This window comes from Paraburkholderia sp. WC7.3g, assembly GCF_050436345.1.
GTDB classification, from domain to species: domain Bacteria; phylum Pseudomonadota; class Gammaproteobacteria; order Burkholderiales; family Burkholderiaceae; genus Paraburkholderia; species Paraburkholderia podalyriae.
Genome location: NZ_JBNDMA010000004.1, coordinates 749,895 through 767,958 on the forward strand (window position 1 = coordinate 749,895; position 18,064 = coordinate 767,958).

At 59.3% G+C, this 18,064-nt stretch carries 15 protein-coding genes and 1 pseudogene; 6 read left to right on the top strand and 10 right to left on the bottom strand.

Features of this window, described 5'->3' with window-relative positions; all coding sequences use genetic code 11:
* The first annotated feature begins 525 nt into the window (after positions 1-525).
* Entirely contained in the window at positions 526-3,123 is a 2,598-nt protein-coding gene (locus tag OKW43_RS36785; RefSeq protein WP_429453444.1) for an ATP-binding protein, read from the top strand.
* A gap of 507 nt (positions 3,124-3,630) precedes the next feature.
* On the opposite strand, the gene OKW43_RS36790 is transcribed toward OKW43_RS36785, so the two are convergent.
* From OKW43_RS36790 to OKW43_RS36815, 6 genes are all read right to left on the bottom strand, one after another.
* The gene (locus tag OKW43_RS36790; RefSeq protein ID WP_429453446.1) at positions 3,631-4,803 is read right to left on the bottom strand and encodes a mandelate racemase/muconate lactonizing enzyme family protein; all 1,173 of its coding nucleotides are present in this window, start codon (positions 4,801-4,803) and stop codon (positions 3,631-3,633) included.
* Between the two features lie 158 nt (positions 4,804-4,961).
* Entirely contained in the window at positions 4,962-5,714 is a 753-nt protein-coding gene (locus OKW43_RS36795; protein ID WP_429454740.1) for an SDR family NAD(P)-dependent oxidoreductase, read from the bottom strand.
* A gap of 187 nt (positions 5,715-5,901) precedes the next feature.
* A complete protein-coding gene (locus OKW43_RS36800) occupies positions 5,902-6,705 on the bottom strand; it encodes an amino acid ABC transporter ATP-binding protein (protein ID WP_429454741.1) in 804 nt (267 codons plus the stop codon).
* 36 nt (positions 6,706-6,741) lie between these two features.
* On the bottom strand, positions 6,742-7,416 hold the full coding sequence (locus OKW43_RS36805) for an amino acid ABC transporter permease (protein WP_310819251.1): 675 nt from the start codon (positions 7,414-7,416) through the stop codon (positions 6,742-6,744).
* A gap of 22 nt (positions 7,417-7,438) precedes the next feature.
* Positions 7,439-8,326 (bottom strand): substrate-binding periplasmic protein, encoded by an 888-nt coding sequence (locus OKW43_RS36810; protein WP_429453449.1) that lies wholly within the window; start codon positions 8,324-8,326, stop codon positions 7,439-7,441.
* A gap of 185 nt (positions 8,327-8,511) precedes the next feature.
* Positions 8,512-9,705, bottom strand: coding sequence for a mandelate racemase/muconate lactonizing enzyme family protein (locus OKW43_RS36815; RefSeq protein ID WP_429453451.1), 1,194 nt, complete (start codon positions 9,703-9,705; stop codon positions 8,512-8,514).
* A 231-nt stretch (positions 9,706-9,936) separates the two neighbouring features.
* On the opposite strand from OKW43_RS36815, the gene OKW43_RS36820 reads away from it, so the two are divergent.
* The 3 genes from OKW43_RS36820 (at position 9,937) to OKW43_RS36830 (ending at position 12,152) form a co-directional block, all read left to right on the top strand.
* On the top strand, positions 9,937-10,683 hold the full coding sequence (locus OKW43_RS36820) for a GntR family transcriptional regulator (protein ID WP_429453453.1): 747 nt from the start codon (positions 9,937-9,939) through the stop codon (positions 10,681-10,683).
* Between the two features lie 81 nt (positions 10,684-10,764).
* On the top strand, positions 10,765-11,148 hold the full coding sequence (locus OKW43_RS36825) for a hypothetical protein (RefSeq protein ID WP_429453455.1): 384 nt from the start codon (positions 10,765-10,767) through the stop codon (positions 11,146-11,148).
* Positions 11,149-11,333: 185 nt separating this feature from the next.
* Positions 11,334-12,152: a class I SAM-dependent methyltransferase gene (locus OKW43_RS36830; protein ID WP_429453457.1), complete on the top strand. Its 819-nt coding sequence runs from the start codon at positions 11,334-11,336 to the stop codon at positions 12,150-12,152.
* A gap of 289 nt (positions 12,153-12,441) precedes the next feature.
* Here OKW43_RS36830 and OKW43_RS36835 read toward each other — a convergent pair whose 3' ends face one another.
* Both OKW43_RS36835 and OKW43_RS36840 read right to left on the bottom strand, forming a co-directional pair.
* Positions 12,442-13,014, bottom strand: coding sequence for a class I SAM-dependent methyltransferase (locus tag OKW43_RS36835; protein ID WP_429454742.1), 573 nt, complete (start codon positions 13,012-13,014; stop codon positions 12,442-12,444).
* Between the two features lie 72 nt (positions 13,015-13,086).
* A pseudogene (locus OKW43_RS36840) lies at positions 13,087-13,332 on the bottom strand (hypothetical protein); the annotation flags it as partial.
* A gap of 62 nt (positions 13,333-13,394) precedes the next feature.
* Here OKW43_RS36840 and OKW43_RS36845 point away from each other — a divergent pair.
* Positions 13,395-13,943 carry a hypothetical protein gene (locus OKW43_RS36845; protein WP_429453459.1) on the top strand — a complete coding sequence of 183 codons (549 nt, stop codon included), beginning with the start codon at positions 13,395-13,397 and terminating at the stop codon, positions 13,941-13,943.
* 189 nt (positions 13,944-14,132) lie between these two features.
* Here OKW43_RS36845 and OKW43_RS36850 read toward each other — a convergent pair whose 3' ends face one another.
* Both OKW43_RS36850 and OKW43_RS36855 read right to left on the bottom strand, forming a co-directional pair.
* Entirely contained in the window at positions 14,133-14,603 is a 471-nt protein-coding gene (locus OKW43_RS36850) for a YbhB/YbcL family Raf kinase inhibitor-like protein (RefSeq protein ID WP_018422176.1), read from the bottom strand.
* A gap of 1,087 nt (positions 14,604-15,690) precedes the next feature.
* Entirely contained in the window at positions 15,691-16,590 is a 900-nt protein-coding gene (locus OKW43_RS36855; protein WP_162634018.1) for a hypothetical protein, read from the bottom strand.
* Positions 16,591-17,295: 705 nt separating this feature from the next.
* Between OKW43_RS36855 and OKW43_RS36860 the strand changes: the two genes are divergently transcribed.
* Positions 17,296-17,886: a hypothetical protein gene (locus OKW43_RS36860; protein ID WP_187639761.1), complete on the top strand. Its 591-nt coding sequence runs from the start codon at positions 17,296-17,298 to the stop codon at positions 17,884-17,886.
* Positions 17,887-18,064: the final 178 nt, after the last annotated feature.

The following is an 18,064-nucleotide window of genomic DNA, read 5'->3' on the forward strand; positions in this document are numbered from 1 at the left end:
GGTGTGGTAAGACCGCGCAACGTCGTGCCAGCCCTTTCGTTCAAGGCTCTCGAACGTTTCGATCTGATCGATGGCTCTGCTGTGCATCATTAGTCCCCAGATGGACCAGGCGCGCGGCGTCTAACACTCACGAGATCACCCCCGGCGGTTCGCGGGCAGGGACGGCCAAACACCTGGCGGCTGGCGGGTTGATACTTTAACGAGCCACCGGGACGTTCATGAGAAGCAGGGTGGCATCCAGACCGGATCCGCATTTGAAAGGTGGCCCACGCCGACAGCAGCCACGGGACGCAATACCAGAACGAAAAGACGGCCACGCCGAACGCGGTGTCGGCCGACAACAGTGCAATCGCGCGGCCGAGTGAGCCCAGAAAGACGAGCGCCGTGTGGCTGGGTACCAGTAACGCCTTTGGCGGGACCTTGGGCACTGGCGAACAGGTCGCTGGCATCCTATGCTCCTTCAATCGGCGGAATGGCAGAGTCAGCGTAGCCAGGGAGGCGTCGGGTCACACGACGATTGGCCGAATGAAACACGAAGATTTTCCGAAAACTATCGCGAGGCCAGCGGCCGCCGCAAGCGCCGGGGCGGAGGTCTTGCACTATCCCGGTTTCGACATCGATATCGCGCGCGGCGAACTGCGCGTCGCCGACAGGCCTGCGCCCCTCAGACCCAAGACGTTCGCGCTGCTGCTGCATCTCGCCAGGAATCCCGGTCGGCTGCTCAGCAGAGATGAGCTGATTGAGGTCGTCTGGCGGGACGTTATCGTTACAGACGATTCACTTGTGCAGTGCGTCAGCGAGCTGCGCGCCGCATTGGGCAGTGAGCACCAGCACGTCGTGCGCACCCTCCCGCGCCGGGGCTATATGCTCGACGTCGCGGCGGTCGGAACGCCCAACGACGAGCGGCTGCTGTCGACCGATGCTTGGCAACGCCCCGGTCTGACAGAGCATGGCGCCCCCGCGCCCAGCAATCTGTCCGCGGATCTGCCTCCACTGTTCGGGCGCGCGGAAGATGTCGCCGCGCTGGTCCGCATGCTTGGGATTTCAAGGACGGTGAGCGTGGTCGGCCCGGCAGGCGTTGGCAAAACGAGAGTCGCTCAGGCGGTCGCGCACCGTCTGCGCGACCAACCGTATGATGGCGTGTGGGTCGTCGAACTGGCATCGCTTGCCGACGGTCGGCTGCTCGTGCCGACTGTGGCGCGCACACTGGGCCAGCAGGTGGCAACAGATGGTGGCCACGCGTCGCTCGTGCGGCTGGTCAGTACCCAGCGACTCCTGCTGGTCCTCGACAACTGCGAACACCTGCTTGAGCACGTGGCTCCTCTGGTGGCGGAGATCATGGCCGGCGCGCCCGGCGTGCATGTTCTGATAACGAGCCAGGAACCGTTGCACACGGAGCACGAACAGGTGTTCCGACTGGACCCTCTGGGCGTGCCCACGAGTGACGACCCGGCGGCCGCGCTCGGCTTTGGCGCCGTCCAGATGTTCGTCGGGCGCGCGAAAGCCGCCGATCCAAAGTTTGGCTTCGACGCTCACAACGCGAGGGATGTCATTGACATCTGCCGCCGGCTCGACGGGATCCCTCTGGCAATCGAGTTTGCGGCAGCCCGCGTGTCGCTTTTCGGCGCGTTCGCACTGCGGCAGCGACTTGATGAGCGCATGAAATTACTGGCGGGTGGCATCCGAACATCGCTGCCTCGCCATCAGACGCTTCAGGCGGCCCTGCATTGGAGCTATGGATTGCTAACGCCGCCGGAGCAGTCAGTGTTCGACCGGCTCGGGGTTTTTATGGGAAGTTTTTCGCTTGGGGCTGCACAACGGGTGGCGAGCGACGAGACCCTGGACGAGTGGGCCGTGATCGAACAGCTCGCTTCACTGGTGGATAAGTCTCTTGTCGTCGTTGAAGGAACGCATATACCACGCTATCGCCTGCTGGAAAGCAGCCGCTTGTTTGCATTGCAGCGATTGACCGCCACTGGGTCGCTAGAGGCAACGCGCCGGCGCCACGCCGAAGCGATGACTGAATGCCTGACCGGTGAAGACGATTTCGAAGAACCGTTGGCCCGGACACGCCGTATCGCGCCGGAGCTGGATAACGTACGCGCTGCCGTCGCGTGGGCAAATGGCCCAACTGGCAATCGCCAGGTTGCAGTCGATCTTGCCGCGGCGACGGACATGCTGTGGGACGCACGCGGCTTTAATGATGAAGGTGCGCAGCTATACTGCGACATCGAGCCGTGGGTAGACCAGTCGGTGCCGCCAGTATCGGCTGCGCGTTTCTGGTTCGCAGTGGCTGATTTGCGCATGCGCACCGCGGCGAAGCGGCAGGCCGAAGCTGCATTGAAAGCGGCGGCGCTCTTTCGAAACCTCGGCGACCGCTTCGGCACTTTCAGATCGTTGACGGTGGCCGCGCATCAGTTCGCCTTGCTGGTCAATCGCGAGGGCGCGAGACAAGCGCTGGACGAAGCAGCGACATTGCTGGATGAGGGTTGGCCTGAATGGTGGGAAACATCTCTCGCTTTTGCCAGGGTGCTCTTCTCATACCTGGTCGAGGCAGACCATGCCACGGCGAAGAAGCTGGCCGAGGCGGCCATTGTGGGCCACCGCCTTGGCGACTCGTTTTATGCTGATCGTTGCGCGCTAATGCTTCCATCCTTCGATCTGGCCGCCGGCGACTTTACTTCCGCTCTGGATCGATGCAACGAGATCCTCGCCAGTTCCAGCGTCGTTGACAGTGTCCAGTTGCGATCCCAGACCCTCGTCATACGCGGTGCGGCGCTCATCAATCTTGGCGAGCTGCGGGAGGCAGACGCAACCTTGCGCACCGCTTGTACGCTATTGACGCACGCGATCGGCCCGAGCACCTATCCTTACTGCTACGCGGCGCATCTTCTCGCGTTGCAGGGACGCCTTCCTGATGCGGTAAGGACAATTGGCTGGATCGAGGCGCGCATGCGCCAGGCCGACCGCGACGGCATTCCGCCGCTTGCCCTGTCCAGTTACAAGGCGGCGTGCGACATTGTCGAATCAGCCCTCGGCAGGGAAGAACGGGACGGGTACGCAGGCGAAGGGGCGCTGCTTAATCTACAGCAGGTGACGCGCATTGTGTTTCCAGGTGAGTAGAGAGCGGGTTACGACTGGCTAGCCCCGGAGAACCTTTTTTGCTAAAGCGCCAGACGCCCATGACAAAGCGTTGCCACAGATCGCCAAAGGAGTGGCGAACCTACGTAGGCCGCCGCACCTGCCGGTGAATGAGTGCACTTCGGCCTGAGCCGTCATTCGAGCATCGGTGCCGGTCAGACGGGTATGGGGCGCTTTCCTGTCATTCACAGGTCGGTGGTCGCGAATGACTCGTCCCGCGGAAAGCGAACGAGTACTCGCGACCCACAACTGCCTTTCGACCCAATGCGAGGGCTATGGCAGGTTGCAAACTGGAACGGCCATTCGCGCGGCGTCTCGGCCGGCAAGTTGTCGGCCAAACCGGTCGTCCATGCGCTCCTACTTACACCCGCTTCTGCAATGTGCGGTTCTGGGCGACGCAAACGTCATCAAGCCTCCCGCATGTAACCATAGCTTGAACCGCGCCCTCGGAGGGCGCCGAGCATAGTGCCTGCGTGCAGCGGGGCTTGGTCAGGCCGACGGGGATGAAAACACCGTCTTGCCGTTGATCTTGATTTCCACGTCGACCTTGTACTCGACGAGGGCCTGGGGATCGACCTCGATCCCCAGGCCGGGCGCATCCGGCACATGGATCTCGCCGTTCGCATCGGGGACGATGTGATTGCGTGTCAGGCCAACCGCCACCTGCTGCAGCGTCGTGGGATACTCACAGATTCGGTGCTCCTCAAGGCCGGCGAAGGGCTGCAGAGAGGCGCTCAGCGCCAGATTCGAGGTGAAGGTGTGGTTGATATATGTCACGCCACGGCGCGCCGCGTAGTTGGCGACCTGCCGCGCCGGCCAGAGGCCGCCGATGCGACCACAGTCGATCTGGATATAGCCGACCTTGCCGAAGTCGATCAGATGCTCGGCCATGTACCGGTTGTGCGCTGCTTCGCCACCGGCGGTGCGCACCGTGCGCACCTTCTCGCCCAACTGACGATACGCCTCATAGGCGAAGCCGTGGAAGGGTTCCTCGAAGAAGGTGACGCGGTTGCGCTCCATGGCTTCGAGCCGGAGCGCCGCCGCGGCCACATCCGACCCGAAGATCTGCCCGGCATCGACGAGCAGGATGCCGTCCGGCCCCAGACCCTCACGGGCGGCATCGAGATGGGCGATGTCGCCTTCAAGCGAATATCCGAACGGGGCCCAGCCGAACTTGGCCGCGCGGAAGCCTCGGTTCCACATGTCCCGGGCCCGCTCCAGGGTCTGCTGTGGAGTGTGGCCGAACAAAACCGAGGCATAGGGGGTCTTGGGATAGCTTAGGTTATAGCCTAAAAGCTTCCAGGTCGGTTCGCTGCGCACCTTGCCCAGCAGATCCCACATAGCCATTTCGATGCCCGACCAGGTATGGGTAGCCTGCAGCAGGTCCATGCTGTTGTAACCGACATCGGCGGCCATGCGCTTGATATCGTCGGGTCCCTCCAGCTTCTGGCCCAGCACGGAGGCCGATACGGGGCGGCAGGCGCCATGCGACATCGGGCAGACGAAGGCCGCGATGGAAGGCAAAGGCGCTGCCTCGCATTCGCCCCAGCCCACATGTCCGCCGGCCGACACCCGTACCACCAGCGCGTCCTGGCTACCATCAGCCGCCGCCGTCACCTCCGGCATAGCTACGTAGAAGAAATCAATGCTATCGACCTTCATCTGCTTCCTCCTTATCGGGTTGCGGGGGCCGTCGGGTGCGATTTTCGGGGTAGTTCCGTTACGGTGTGCCGTATGCCGGTATAGGCGAGAGGCTCTAGCGGGGCGCCATAATATGGTAGATATCCAAGGCTTGCCCCTCAATGTTTTTATGATGGGTATCAGTAAGTCGCTCGTCCACCGGACAGGTCGAAAACAGCTCCTGTCGTGAATGAGTTCTCTGATGACACTAACCACATCACCATGGCCGCAATCTCTTTGACCTCGACGAAACGCCCGCGCGGAATCTTCGAGAGCATGTAGTCGATGTGCTGCTGCGACATTTGATCGAAGATTTTGGTGCGGGCTGCTGCGGGAGTCACGCAGTTGACGGCGATATCAAACTTCGCGGTTTCTTTCCCAAGGCTTTTGGTCAGCGCGATCACGCCCGCCTTTGCTGCGCTATAGGCCGACGCGGTCGGGTTGCCCTCCTTGCCAGCAATCGAAGCGATATTCACGATGCGTCCGTAACCCCGATCGATCATCGTTCGAACCACCGCCTGGTTCACATGGAATGTGGCATTCAGATCGATGTCGATAACGCGGGCCCATTCGTCAGCGGGGTAGTCCACGACCGGTGCGTTGGCTCCAGCTATACCTGCGCTGTGCACGAGCGCGTCGATCCGGCCGAACGTCGCGATTGCTATGTCGGTGGCCTGCTGAACTGCATCGCGCCGCGTAATATCGACTTTGACGGTCTCGACCTCGCCATAATGCGCGAGACTGATCTTCGCTGCCACGAGCGCGATATCATCGCAGTCCCACAGCACGACCCGCGCGCCTGCGTCCAGCAGACGTTCTGCTATTGCATAGCCGATACCTTGTGCGCCGCCGGTTACGACGGCACTGCGCTGTGAGAAGTCGTATGCGTTGATGTCACCTCCCTATGCAGATAAAAGCGTCCCGAAGCGCGCTTTCGCTTTTAGAACTGTTGATGAATAGCGACCCGGGCCATGAATTGTTTGCTGTTCAACGACGGAGCCCTTGCGGGACAACGCGGCCTCCATGCTCTAATGGCCTGCGCCAATCGCCTCGCCTTGATGGCGACGTTCTGCTACCTTTCTAGCCCGACGCCCCTTGATCCAGTGCGCCTGCGGATTGGCCCTCGCCGCGCACCGAACTTCGTAAGAAGTCTTTGGTCCGCTGTTCTCGTGGATTGACAAATATTTGCGAAGGGTCTCCTTGTTCAACGATTCGACCTTGGTCCATGAAGACCACGCGCGATGCGACTTGCCGAGCGAAGTCCATCTCGTGTGTAACCACGACCATAGTCATCCCTCGCTGTGCGAGATCGCGCATGACCGTCAGAACCTCCGAGACCAGTTCTGGGTCGAGCGCGCTCGTCGCTTCGTCAAATAGCATGACGACCGGCTGCATTGCCAGGGCTCGCGCGATGGCGACACGCTGTTGTTGCCCCCCTGATAATTCCGCAGGATAGGCCGCAGTTTTTTGCGCAAGACCGACAAGTGATAACTTCTCTAGCGCGTTTTTCCTTGCCTCGTCCCTGGATTGGTGCAACACATGAACCGGGGCTTCCATGACGTTGCCCAGTACTGTGAGATGCGGGAAAAGATTGAAATGCTGGAAGACCATACCGACACGTGCCCGAACCGCTGCAATTTCCCGCGCACTGTGCGGTCGATTTCGACCTCCCGGAGTGTCATTTCTATACGCGGTCACACCGTCAATTCGAATGCTTCCCGATTCGGGAACTTCAAGGTTGTTGATGCACCGGAGCAATGTCGATTTGCCGCTACCCGACGGGCCGATTATGCAAATCACTTCTTTGGGATAGATCGTCAGGTCGATGCTATCTAATACGTGGTGCGAGCCATAGTATTTTTGCAGGTTGCAAATTTCGACCATTGCCGCTTGCATTGTGTTTGGAGGGTAAGTTGACATTTAGTTTGGCCTCCGGAAATATCCACGCCGGGAAAAACGATCCAGATATCCAACAAAGCGGGCAGCAGGAAAACTTACCAGGAAATACATCAAACCTACGATCGTGTAAAGCGTGAAATACTGAAAGCTTTGAGCGGCCTGAATCTGTGCAGTGAATAATACTTCCTGTATTCCTACGACCGAACATAGTGCGGTATCTTTGAACAATTGAATGAAGTAATTCCCGAGCGTCGGAACGACGACACGAATAGCCTGCGGCAAAATAATGCGCCGCATTGCCAACGCGGGCGTCATGCCGAGTGCTGCTGCGGCGTCGTGTTGTCCGTGTGGAACAGCTTGAATTCCTCCACGATAGACTTCAGACAGGAATGCGGAATAATTCAGCGTCAAGCCGATCGCTCCCGCCGTGAATGAATTCAGCCGAATCCCAAACTCAGGCAATACAAAATAAATATAAACGAGTTGCAACAGCAGTGGGGTGCCTCTCATTATTTCGACGTAGGCGAGAACCAGCCAACGCAACACTACGAACCGGGATCGGCCAGCAAAAGTCACCAGCAAAGCGAAGATCAGGCTGCACGACATGACGATGAAGGTCAGTTCGATCGTCAAAACGAGGCCAGCTAGAAGTGGCCCCAAACTCTGCAGAGCCACTCCGGTTTGAAATAGATTCATAAGAGGCACCACAAGCGAGATATTATGGGTTCAGCTTGAACATAACCAGGTTGCGGTCAGACATGCCATCCTGCCGAAGGATCGCGCTAACTTGTCCGTTTGCACGCACTTCGGCTAGACCCTGTGTATAGGCAGCTCGCAGTGAACAGTCCTCCTTTCGAATCCCGAACCGGGCCATGCCGTAACCACCGCCGTGGATCAGGTCATCGGGAACCGGGATGTCGAACAGTCCAACTAGGGTGCTGTTAGGATTTCGCTTTCTAAATTCCGAAAAAATAATGTCGTCATCAAGCACTGCATCCAGGCGGCCCTGGGCCACGCTTTGCAGTTCAGATGTGTGATCTTTGAATGGAGTCGGCGTAGCCCCAATGGATTGGAGGAATGTCTCCGCTGCCGAACCTGAAACTGCCCCAACTTTCTTGCCTTTCAGATCCTGATAACTTTTAATGCGTTCCGGATTTCCCTTCTCCACAATGATGACAGGCCCATACCAAAATGCCGGCCCGGTAAAGCTGATAACCTTGTCACGTGCAGGCGTGTGGTGAATGTCGCCACCCACGACATCGATGCGCTTGGAAAGCAGCGACGGAATAAGACTGTCCCACGGCATCCACTCAACTTTGATATTTTTCACGCCCATCCAGTCAAGCGCGGCCTTATTGATGTCCCAGTCAACTCCAGCCGGTTGTTTCGTTGTCTGGTCAAGCCACACTTCGGGCGGATCTTCGGAGAAGCCGACGGTGATTCCATTTTTCACCGCATCCGCGTAAGACGAATCCCCGCAGTTGTCGAACATGGGCTTCGATTCGCTGAAAAATTTCGATTGCGGTTCAGCAACGGCGGCGTTCGTGGCGAACAGGGCTGAAGTCAAAAGGCAGGCTAAAATCGAAAGGCTGGTAGTACGTCGCATGTCATGGTCCCATTAACAGTAAGTTGATTAACTTGACGATAGCCGCCAATTCAGATGTCATCGTCTATGCCAACCGATTGACATGCAATGAACAATGTTCTGGACAACTCCATTTCAACACCTTGACTTCTTAATACACGGAATAGGACCATCGCAGAAGTCGCGCCAGCCCTCCAATTACGAGTTCACCTCTGGAATAAGCTTCTGGGGTCAGCGGTGAATTGCGCCAATTTGTGCGGATCGAGCTCGACACCCAAGCCAGGCGAATCCGGAATGGTCAAGTGTCCCTCGTCGTCGAGCGTAAAAGGTGCGACTGTAATGCCGTCGACGTACGGACTTCCACCGATAAATTCAACGTAGTCGACGTTGGGAAAAGCCGCCGCCATCTGGAGGTCTGCAGCAAGACCAAGCGCGGTGTTCCAGCCATGGCCAACGTACTTCACGCCAAAGTCGTCGGCCATCCACGCGATTCTCCTCTGCTCGGATATACCACCAGCCTTGGTGACGTCCGGTTGGACAATGTCGAAAGCTCCTTGAGCGAGCCAGGGAAGAAAAGATTGCCGGCGTGTCAGTACTTCACCGCCTGCAATCTGTACTGGACTTGCTTTGCGCAGTTCGATGTAGTCGGCCAGGGCGTCGGGACGCAACGGCTCTTCGAACCATTCAACCTCGTATTTGCTCAGCATGTGCGCTGTACGCAGAGCCCACTTCAGGCCGTGAGGCCAGTGAGCGTCACTCGCGCCGGCATCGACAAAGAGTTTCGCCGTGGGACCCGCTGCTTCCCGCGCCGCCGCGACGATCGCCTCGTCGAGCTTATGGTCGCGGGCGCGACCGAATGGTCCCCAGCCGATTTTATAGGCCCGAAACCCGCGGTTTCGATAGTCGCTAACTACCGCATGCATTTTTTCCGGTTCTTCCATCAATAGGGAACAGTATGGTTGAACGCGTTTGCGATAATTGCCACCCAAGAGCCTGCTCACGGGCATCCTGGTAGCTTTCCCGAGGATATCCCAAAGCGCGATATCGATACCGCTGATGGTGTGCGTCAGCGTACCTCCACGCCCCATCCAAAATGTGTTCTGACGTAGCTTTTCCGAAACACGCTCGGGTTCAATCGCGCTCTCACCTCTGAAGAGAGGTTCAAGAACGAGCAGGCCCGCCTGGACTAGCCTGCCGTCGGTAAACACACTCCCGTAGCCGGTTATACCTGCATCCGTATGAACCGCGATCAGCGCATGAATCGAATCTTCCGGCTGAATCTCTGCAGACCATCCCCCCTTGGGACTTTGCCCGAGCAGAGGCTCTGCCACTATTGATGTGATTTTTATATCAGAAAGGCTCAAACGCTGCGTGCACATGGTTTCTGTGTTCATCATCATTCTGTCTCATAGGGTAAAAGCAGACGACTCTTTCGCATCTCTCTTCGTACTGCTGATCTAGTCAACCTGGCGGGGAAGCCCGCGCGCAGTGCGTGGCAAACAACTAAGACGCATCCGTATCCGGTATAAACGTATACAATCATGTTGGGATACAATCTGTCAACATGGACAAAATACTAGCCCGCGGCAGGCACTTGCAATGCGACTTCGACTGAATGGAATTGAACACTTATGGCTCTGACACCGAAAACCAAAGCGTCGACCATCCAAGCGGCGGCGAGCACAGAGGGCTGGAAGCCTGTGCGCGCTCGAACACTGGTGGATGAAGCGGTGGACGCGATCATTGCTGCGGCAGCCCGGGGGCTTGTCCTGCCTGGCGACCGAATCGTAGAAACCGAGATTGCGCAGAAACTGAACATCAGTCGAGTCCCGGTTCGGGAGGCGCTACGGCTCCTGGAAAGTCAAGGGATCGTCATTAGCGAACCCTACAAGGGCATCCGCCTGGCGCCGGTAACCCGCGACCGCCTGGAGCAGGTGCTCGAGGTACGTGTTGCTCTTGAATTGATCGCGGTTCGACGCACCGTTGCGCTCGGCCGCCATAAGGACAGTGCTACTGTGAGGCGCCTGGAGCGTTGTATTGATGAACTGGAGTTGATGGCCGCCCGCAAGGATCCCTATGGACTGGCGCAGGCTGACGTAGCGTTTCACCGTGAATTATGTGACATCAGCGGCAATGATTTTCTCCGTACCATATGGGAAGGGGTGGCTCGCCAGCTAACAATCGTTGTCGGTCTTTCAACGCTCGACAAGTCGATGAGAGACATCGTCAGGGAACACCGCACGTTGCTGGAGGCGGTAACCACTGGCGACATTAAAAAGATTGAGAAGGCGCTCGGAGAACACATCCGCGATCAAAATGCCTGCGTAGATCTGGAGAAGATCATCGAGGACCGACGGAGGGCGTGCCCCCCCGGCTGACTTCTACTCGGGCATCGCCAGTCAGCGGATGTCCCGGCTTCCGAAAGCAGCCGTTGGAGAGTACGTCCTACGCGGTGTCGAATGGCAGCAACGACCGATTTGCTTCCATCGCGCATCCGGCAGGTTTCGGGAGTACTGCAGTCATTCCAACGGCAGGATTCCCTGCTCGCCGAATGGCAGGTCATGGCCGAACCCGGACCGATAGCTGAATTGAGAACCGCTTGCCGGCCCGCAGCGGATGATCGTCGCAAGTCGACCCACTGCGGACACACACCAGCCTACATTGAGCACCGCAAAGCTGACGTTGAGGCAGGCCCTCAATCGTGCGTGGATTGCCCACTTCGACCGTGCGCCAGCGTGCTCGACGGCGTCTCTGTGAAGCGCAGCCGGTACTCCACCGAGAATCGCCCCATGTGGATGAAGCCGCAACGCATCGCGATCTGGCTGACCAATTCGCCCGGTTGAGCATGGCGCAATGCGTCGCGTATACTGAACGCAAGGGTCCAGGCGGCTGTGTCACGCTGCTTGTGCGCTTGTGCGCTTGTGCGCGCCAGATGCGTACATAGTCATCCCGGCGCTCAAGGTCTACCCTGCGCACGAGTATGAGGGGCGCAGCCACTCGACGATCGCGGGGGAGTTCGCATCGAATCATGTCGCTGGCGCAAGACCGGAATGAGCTGGCGTGCCGCTTCGGGAAGGACGCCGAGTTCGCACGTTCAGACGCGATGCGGGACCTGGAGCGCAGCGTTTGCGGCTGCGACTACGGAAGTACCAGTTGGACGACGCGCTTGGAAGCAGAGCGAATCGCCGAACTGCTCGAGCTTCGCCCCGCCGCAAAGCTGCTTGATGTGGGGGCCGGGTCGGGATGGCCGGGGCTTTATCTCGCGCAGCTCGCCGGCTGCAACGTTGTGCTGGTGGATCTTCCTCTCGTGGCCCTTCAGGCTGCACGCGAACGCGCTACGGCAGACGGCCTGACGCAGCGATGCGAGGTCGTCGTGGCGGACGGTGCGGCGTTGCCCTTCGAGCACGCGTCATTCGACGCGCTGAGCCACTCCGATGTCTTGTGCTGTACGCCTGACAAACTAGCCGTCCTGCGGGGGTGTCGCCGCGTCGCGCGCGCGGGCGCCAGGATGGTGTTCACGGTCATCGCGCCCGCACCCTCGTTGGCCGACTCCGAGCGCCAAATCGCGATCGAGTGCGGCCCGCCGTTTGTTGACGTCCCGGATGACTATGCGGTCTTGCTCGATCACTCGGGATGGTGCCTGCAGGAGCGGATGGACCTGACAGCAGAGTTTTTGCAGTCCATGCGCACCCACCTCGAAGGCATGCAGGCCCGTGCTGGCGCGCTCGCCGCGGTGTTCAGTTCGGACGAGCTCACTGAGCGCATGAAGCACCGGCAAGCCACGATCACCGCCGTCGGCGCTGGACTCCTGAGGCGCGAACTGTTCGTCGCCCGGACCGGCCATTGAAGACTGCACGAGAGGTCGAGTCACGTGGGCGACTGCCATAGCGTCCAGCACAAGAAGAGGCGCCCCGAAACCAGTCATTCGCGAAGGGCGGCAACTGGCCGCGCTCTGCCTGTCGCGGCCGACGACAGGCGTCCCCGCTTCTGCCGATTGTCTGAGATCCACGACTGGCCGTTTCTCTGCGCGATGGACACTGTTGCAAATCGGCTGCTTTGCGCTGCATCAAAGCGGCTTGAACGCAAGCATCTGCCACGCCCAACGCGGGCATACCGTGGAACAGCTCCTTGGCGTTTCAGGCAACCGGCTTGCGCCACACGCTGGCTAGCCACGGCTGCCGCTCACGCGGCAAGCCGGCGGGCCGGTAATAGTGCTCAATTTCGACGAAGCCTGCGTCCGCCATATATCGGCGCCATGTTTCGAGATCATGGAAGACGCCGTAGCGGCCGTGGCTCCAGCCTTCCTGATTCGTGCCGCGCGGGTTGGAGCTGAACAGTACGCCGCCGGGCTTCAGCGTCGCGTGCAATTGCCGCAACACGCGCGGCAACGCCTGACTCGGGATATGGAACAGCGCGGCGTTGGCGAAAATGCCGTCAGAGTGCGCGGCCGGCAAATCGAGATGCAGGACATCCTGCTGCCAGACGTCGCAGCCAGTCGCGTCACGCGCCATTGCAACGAAGCGCTCGGCGCCATCGAGGCCGACCGCGCAATGGCCGAGTGTAGTGAAGGCCTTGAGATCTCGCCCCGGCCCGCAGCCGAAATCCAGGATCGTAAGAGGCGGCTCGACTTCGATATGGTGCAGCAGCGCCGCGATGTTCTGCGTGACGTCGTGGTCGGTGAGCGTGAGGCTGGGTGCCGCCGTGGGCACGCGACCCGCGAGGCGAATGCGCTTGCAGAACGCGCATGGGCACGCCTCGCGCAGGCGGCTATGGGCGACGCGCTGCGTTCGGCCAGCCGCCCAATGCAGCGTGAGCGCGCGCGCCGTGACGTCGTTGCGGATTTCGTCAGGCGTATTCCGAGCGTGGTCGCCGCTTCTTCGCGCACCCGCCACACGCTTTCTGATATCGATATCGCGTCGAGCGGTGGCGACAGGATGACGCCGGTTCTGCCGTTTTTGCGAGTTGCGACGGCAGGTCTTTTCGATTCCTGGCCGTGGCAAGGTTTTTACCTTCCGCTCGCACGCCATTGCGCTCTCACGTCCCACGCACTTTAAAATGGCTTAATCGAATTACCGACGGATATCGTTAGATGAAAGACGCTTTTGAACGACGCGCGTTGCTGCTGCATCTCGGCGACGCGTTGCAAGCAATCGCTGCCGCGCTCGCAACCAACAACCCGCGCGACACAGTGCGCGATCTATTGGACGCTGACGCGGCTCTCGCCACCCATGCATGGCTAGCCGCCGTACCGCCCGATATGGAGGTCGCGGAGTTCGCGAAGCGCGTTAGCGGGTCGTTTGCCGGCTGGCCCGCACAGTTGCTGGAAGCGCAGGTGGACTATAGACAACTGGCATTTGCCGTACGGAGCAATCTGTTCGCGAACGACCCCCCAGGCTGGCACGCGTATGTCGGGGCACTGACGCGCGAGGTGGAATGGTTCGGCGATGCACTACCCGCTGCTTCGGAGACGACCGGGCAATCACGTGAAGCGGGCGACGACGATTCGCCCACGTCGGACACCTCCGACATCGAGACCGCCAAAGCGGAGCGTGGCGGAGAAACGGGCGACGCACAGCGCGAGAGTGTCGAAAGCAACGGACGTCTTTATCCGTCGTGGCCGTGGAAACCCGGCGGGTGATGTCAACGCCGCATCTGACGCATTGGAGATGGCGAACCGTGCGCAAACGCTGTATGGGATTGAAGTTCACCTGTCGGCTGCCTCGCCGAGTTTGTAGCCTTGAAACGCCTCGCGCCAATCGATGACATCTGCGCCAGGCATCGACGCGGAATCGACAGTCCCGGGCAAGTAGCGTCCAAGGTCCGCCTGTTACTTCTGGAATGTGCCGAGCAGTTCGGTGTGTGCCACGACATGGCCTTCCATTGCCTTTTCCAACGCCGCCTTTGTGGGCTTGTGAAGATCGGGCAGCACGGTGTCGAGCGCATACAGCTTATGGAAATACCGATGACGGCCAGCGGGCGGGCATGGGCCGCCATACGTGGTGCGATGGAAGTCGTTGGTGCCTTCGAGTGTGCCTGCCGGAAGCGCGCCCGCAGTGACGCCCTCCTGAACGCCCGGAGCCGTCGCCGGGATGTTGTAAAGCACCCAGTGGACCCATGTCATCTGTGGCGCGGCCGGGTCGGGCGCGTCGGGGTCGTCGACGATTAGCACGAGACTTTTCGCATTGGCGGGTACCCCGGACCACGAGAGCGGGGGTGAGAGGTCCGCGCCCGTGCAGGTGTAGCGCTGGGGGATTTCGCTTCCTTCCTGGAAAGCCTGCGAGGTGAGGGTGAAGGCCATGTGGTGCGCTCCTCGGCGTCAGCCCGCGTCGCCAGCTAGTGCTTGCGATGCATCCAGCTCATATGATGCGTGTCGAGCCAATGGCTCACGCTCTCTTCGGGGTGGTCGCGCCTGTAGCGCCTCGACAGGGCCGATGCAACAACAGCGATAACCACAATGCCAACCCAAACACTGATCATTGACTGAGTCATGGCAGCCTCTCCTTAGGGAATGCGACCATCTCTAGATTGTAGTCATTGGCGGCCGGACTGGCTCAACTCGCGAAGACGGGTTACAGCCCGAACGGCTGCGTCAACGAACGGCCACTATGTTGCTCAACCGTGCGCCGTCGCTTCGTACGCACCGTTGCGGAAATCTTCCGCGTGCGCGTCGTAGTGCTGCAACGTGACGGCACTGATTTTATCGAGGTCGCGGGGGTCGAGTTCCATGCGGGAAGTATATCTCGGGGAATTTCCCGCACGACTACGTCGGACTTCCGGTGTCATCGGTCGTGGCCGGTTGCGTGCCGAACAGGATGAACAACGCGATTCCGTGTGCGCAACTGATTCCTCTTGGGTTTCCGAGGAAAGCGCACGGTATCAGGCGAACGGCTGGAGATGGCCGTACCTGGCCGATCGTCGTGCGATCGACCCGTGCGTGCCACGAGCGGCAGCACGCGACCCACAACTGCCCTTCCACCCGAAGCGAGCGCCGTGGCAACCTGCCAACAGGAGCGGTCATTCGAGCAACCCGTCTAGCCCGGCGAATTCTTGGTACATGAGAACGTTCGTCACGCGCGGTATTGTGCACGATTCTCCGTTTCCGAATCGTTCTGCGTTAGACGGTGGCGACGGTGAAAGCAAGTTGTGAGAGCACCCGCAATGGACCAATCGGCGAATGCGCTTTCGACCTCGCCTTACGCAGCAAGTCGCAGCGTATTGGACCCGCACCGTGCGTAGTTGAGTCAATGCGCCAGGCGCCGCAGGGACTGTTTGTCGCCGCCCTTTTGTTTGGCCTTTTCGATGGCTGGTGTCTGGTCAACGTGGGCCTCGGCCAAAACTGACTCAGCAGTCGTGTCCGTGCCCGGCATGTGGTTTGGGTCCATGAGCTAAAGTCTGAAGACGTGGACGAGTGAGCTTATGTTTCCGGAGCTATCTACCCTCCCGTCGGCCGTATATAAATGCCTTCTGACAGGGCCGGACAGCCCTGTCTCCGCGGCTAAACTTGTTTGTGGTCCTGATGCAGGCGCGCCCTTCGACAACACCGGGTAGAGTTTCAACGCACTTTCATTAATGGTCAGTGCACCTTTCTTCGGAAAACTTAAATCTGCTACTTCTTCTTGCGCGAGTACCTTCTTGCCATCAATGTAAAAATAATGCGTTGGAAAAATAGATCCGCAGCCAAGCAATTTAAAGATCCCTCTATCATAGGTGAGGAGGAGTTCACACCATACCCACGGAACATGAAAGGGAGAGCCAACATCGTCGCTCACTCCGATTCCATCAGTATGCGAACCAGCTCTGAACTTAATCAGTGCATTTACGCAAACCACTTCATTCTTTGGCGTGGGAGGCAGCACAGTATTTGCGTGTCGTGCGCGTGTCTTAACTAGAGAGATGCTACTGGCCTCTCCAGGATAAAAATTTGGGTCACTCATTGACGAATTTTTCATCAACTTTGTGCTGCTGAACTTCGATTTATCAAAAGGCGGCGTCCACCCCGGATCGTGTACGGCATCAAGAACATTGAAGCTGCCTACTGCGTTGGTGGTCGGATCTAGTTCAACGGTGAAACGGCAGTACAACAACGCTCGAAATTGCTTCTGAGCTTGGAAAGACTTGAAGTCAGCAATCTCGTTCGGAGGTGTCGGATTGGCCGTGGCGGCCAATCCGATATAGGTTTTCGGGATCCAGTGCGGTGTTTGCGTAAGGGCTTGGAACGCAAATGATACCGGGTGCGAATCGGCGTGAATCCAACTGATGGAGCCAACGGCAACCTTATATAGCATCGCGACCTCCTAAGCGAACAGTTGTTTCGAACGATGCCGATGCGCCATCGGCCAACAGTGTCTTAACTGTTGAGATACTTGTCGACCGGCGCGATGCGCGTGTCCAAAGTATATGTCTCGTAGCATTCGCTACAAACCGATTTGGCGGGCCAGACCTTAAACCAAAGGAACCCGTGAATGTCGGTTTCGATCGGCCATTCAACTCATATGACGTGAACACGAGTGTCCGGTGTTTGGATGGTGTGGACTTCCGAGCGTCTTCCTAAAAGCATGGGCCAACGTCTGAAAGTGACCGAGGCCGTGTGAAAACGCGCTCCGCACGAAGCCTTCTCAAAAGTCGACCCTTCAGATCGCCGCGTATCAGCCTGGTGGCGACTCGGGAAGGGTAAAGCGACACCCGAAAACCGAGTACTTTTCCGTTTTCACACGGCCTCGGCCGACAGCCGCCCGACGTTGGCGACCGGGACCAACCTTCTCGGCCGCATTAGCGATTCCGCATCAACCCGCCTTCAGCCGCAGCGCGGGGTTTATATATGCCGAGCGCTGACACGCGAGCCTTGGAATGGTTGACGACCTATTCAAGGCGATCGATCTGTTGAAGCGCCGAAGTCAAGCGCGACTGATCCAGCGCAACGGCGGCAGGTTAATATCGCCGCGCGCCGACCCTGCGTCGTCCTAAAATTGTAAGTACGGTGTGGGGGCAACATGAAACATGGACTGGTACTTGGGCTGCTGAGCGGTGCGCTGCTTGTCGGTTGCATGTCCGCCGGGGTCGAAGTGAGGCCTGAACAGATGGCGATCTTCAGGCGTGGCGTGACGACGCTTCAGGAAGTGACAGCCACGCTCGGCCCGGCATCAGTGCAGACCGCGCTCGACGATGGTTCGATGCTGCTCGTGTACACGTATGTGACGTCGAGGCCGCACCCCGAAAACTACATCCCGATTATCGGGGCGCTGGTTGGTGGTGCCGACACGCACACATCGGCGGCGGTGTTCCTGTTCGATGCGCGCGGCGTCCTCAAGAGTGCGAACACCACCACCTCGAACGTCGGAACGGGCCTGAGCACCGAACTGCAGCACAGAGCCCCCGCGCCAATTGTTGAGGCGCCCGTCCCGGGCAACAACAATCCGCCGGCCGCCGTGCAGAGCGTTGAGCGGCCCGTCGTGGTCAAGAGCATTTCGCCGGCCGCCGCTGAGAGCGTCGAGCCACTTCCGGAAGAAGAGGGCCAACCAGCACCGGAAAACAGCGTCGAACCGCCACCAGAACAAGGCATCCAGCCGTCTGCGAGCAGCTAGCGCCGAACCTCGGCCGTCCACGACGCGCGCTGAGCGTTCTGTCGTCATGCCGATCGCAGCTGCGCGGTCGAAGGCATCGACGCGCGGGCAGGCGAGCCTTCCTGCTGTCGATGTCCACGTAACGTTGAACTTCACATACCCACGATATGAGGCTTTGCGGCGAAACCGTCCAACGAAC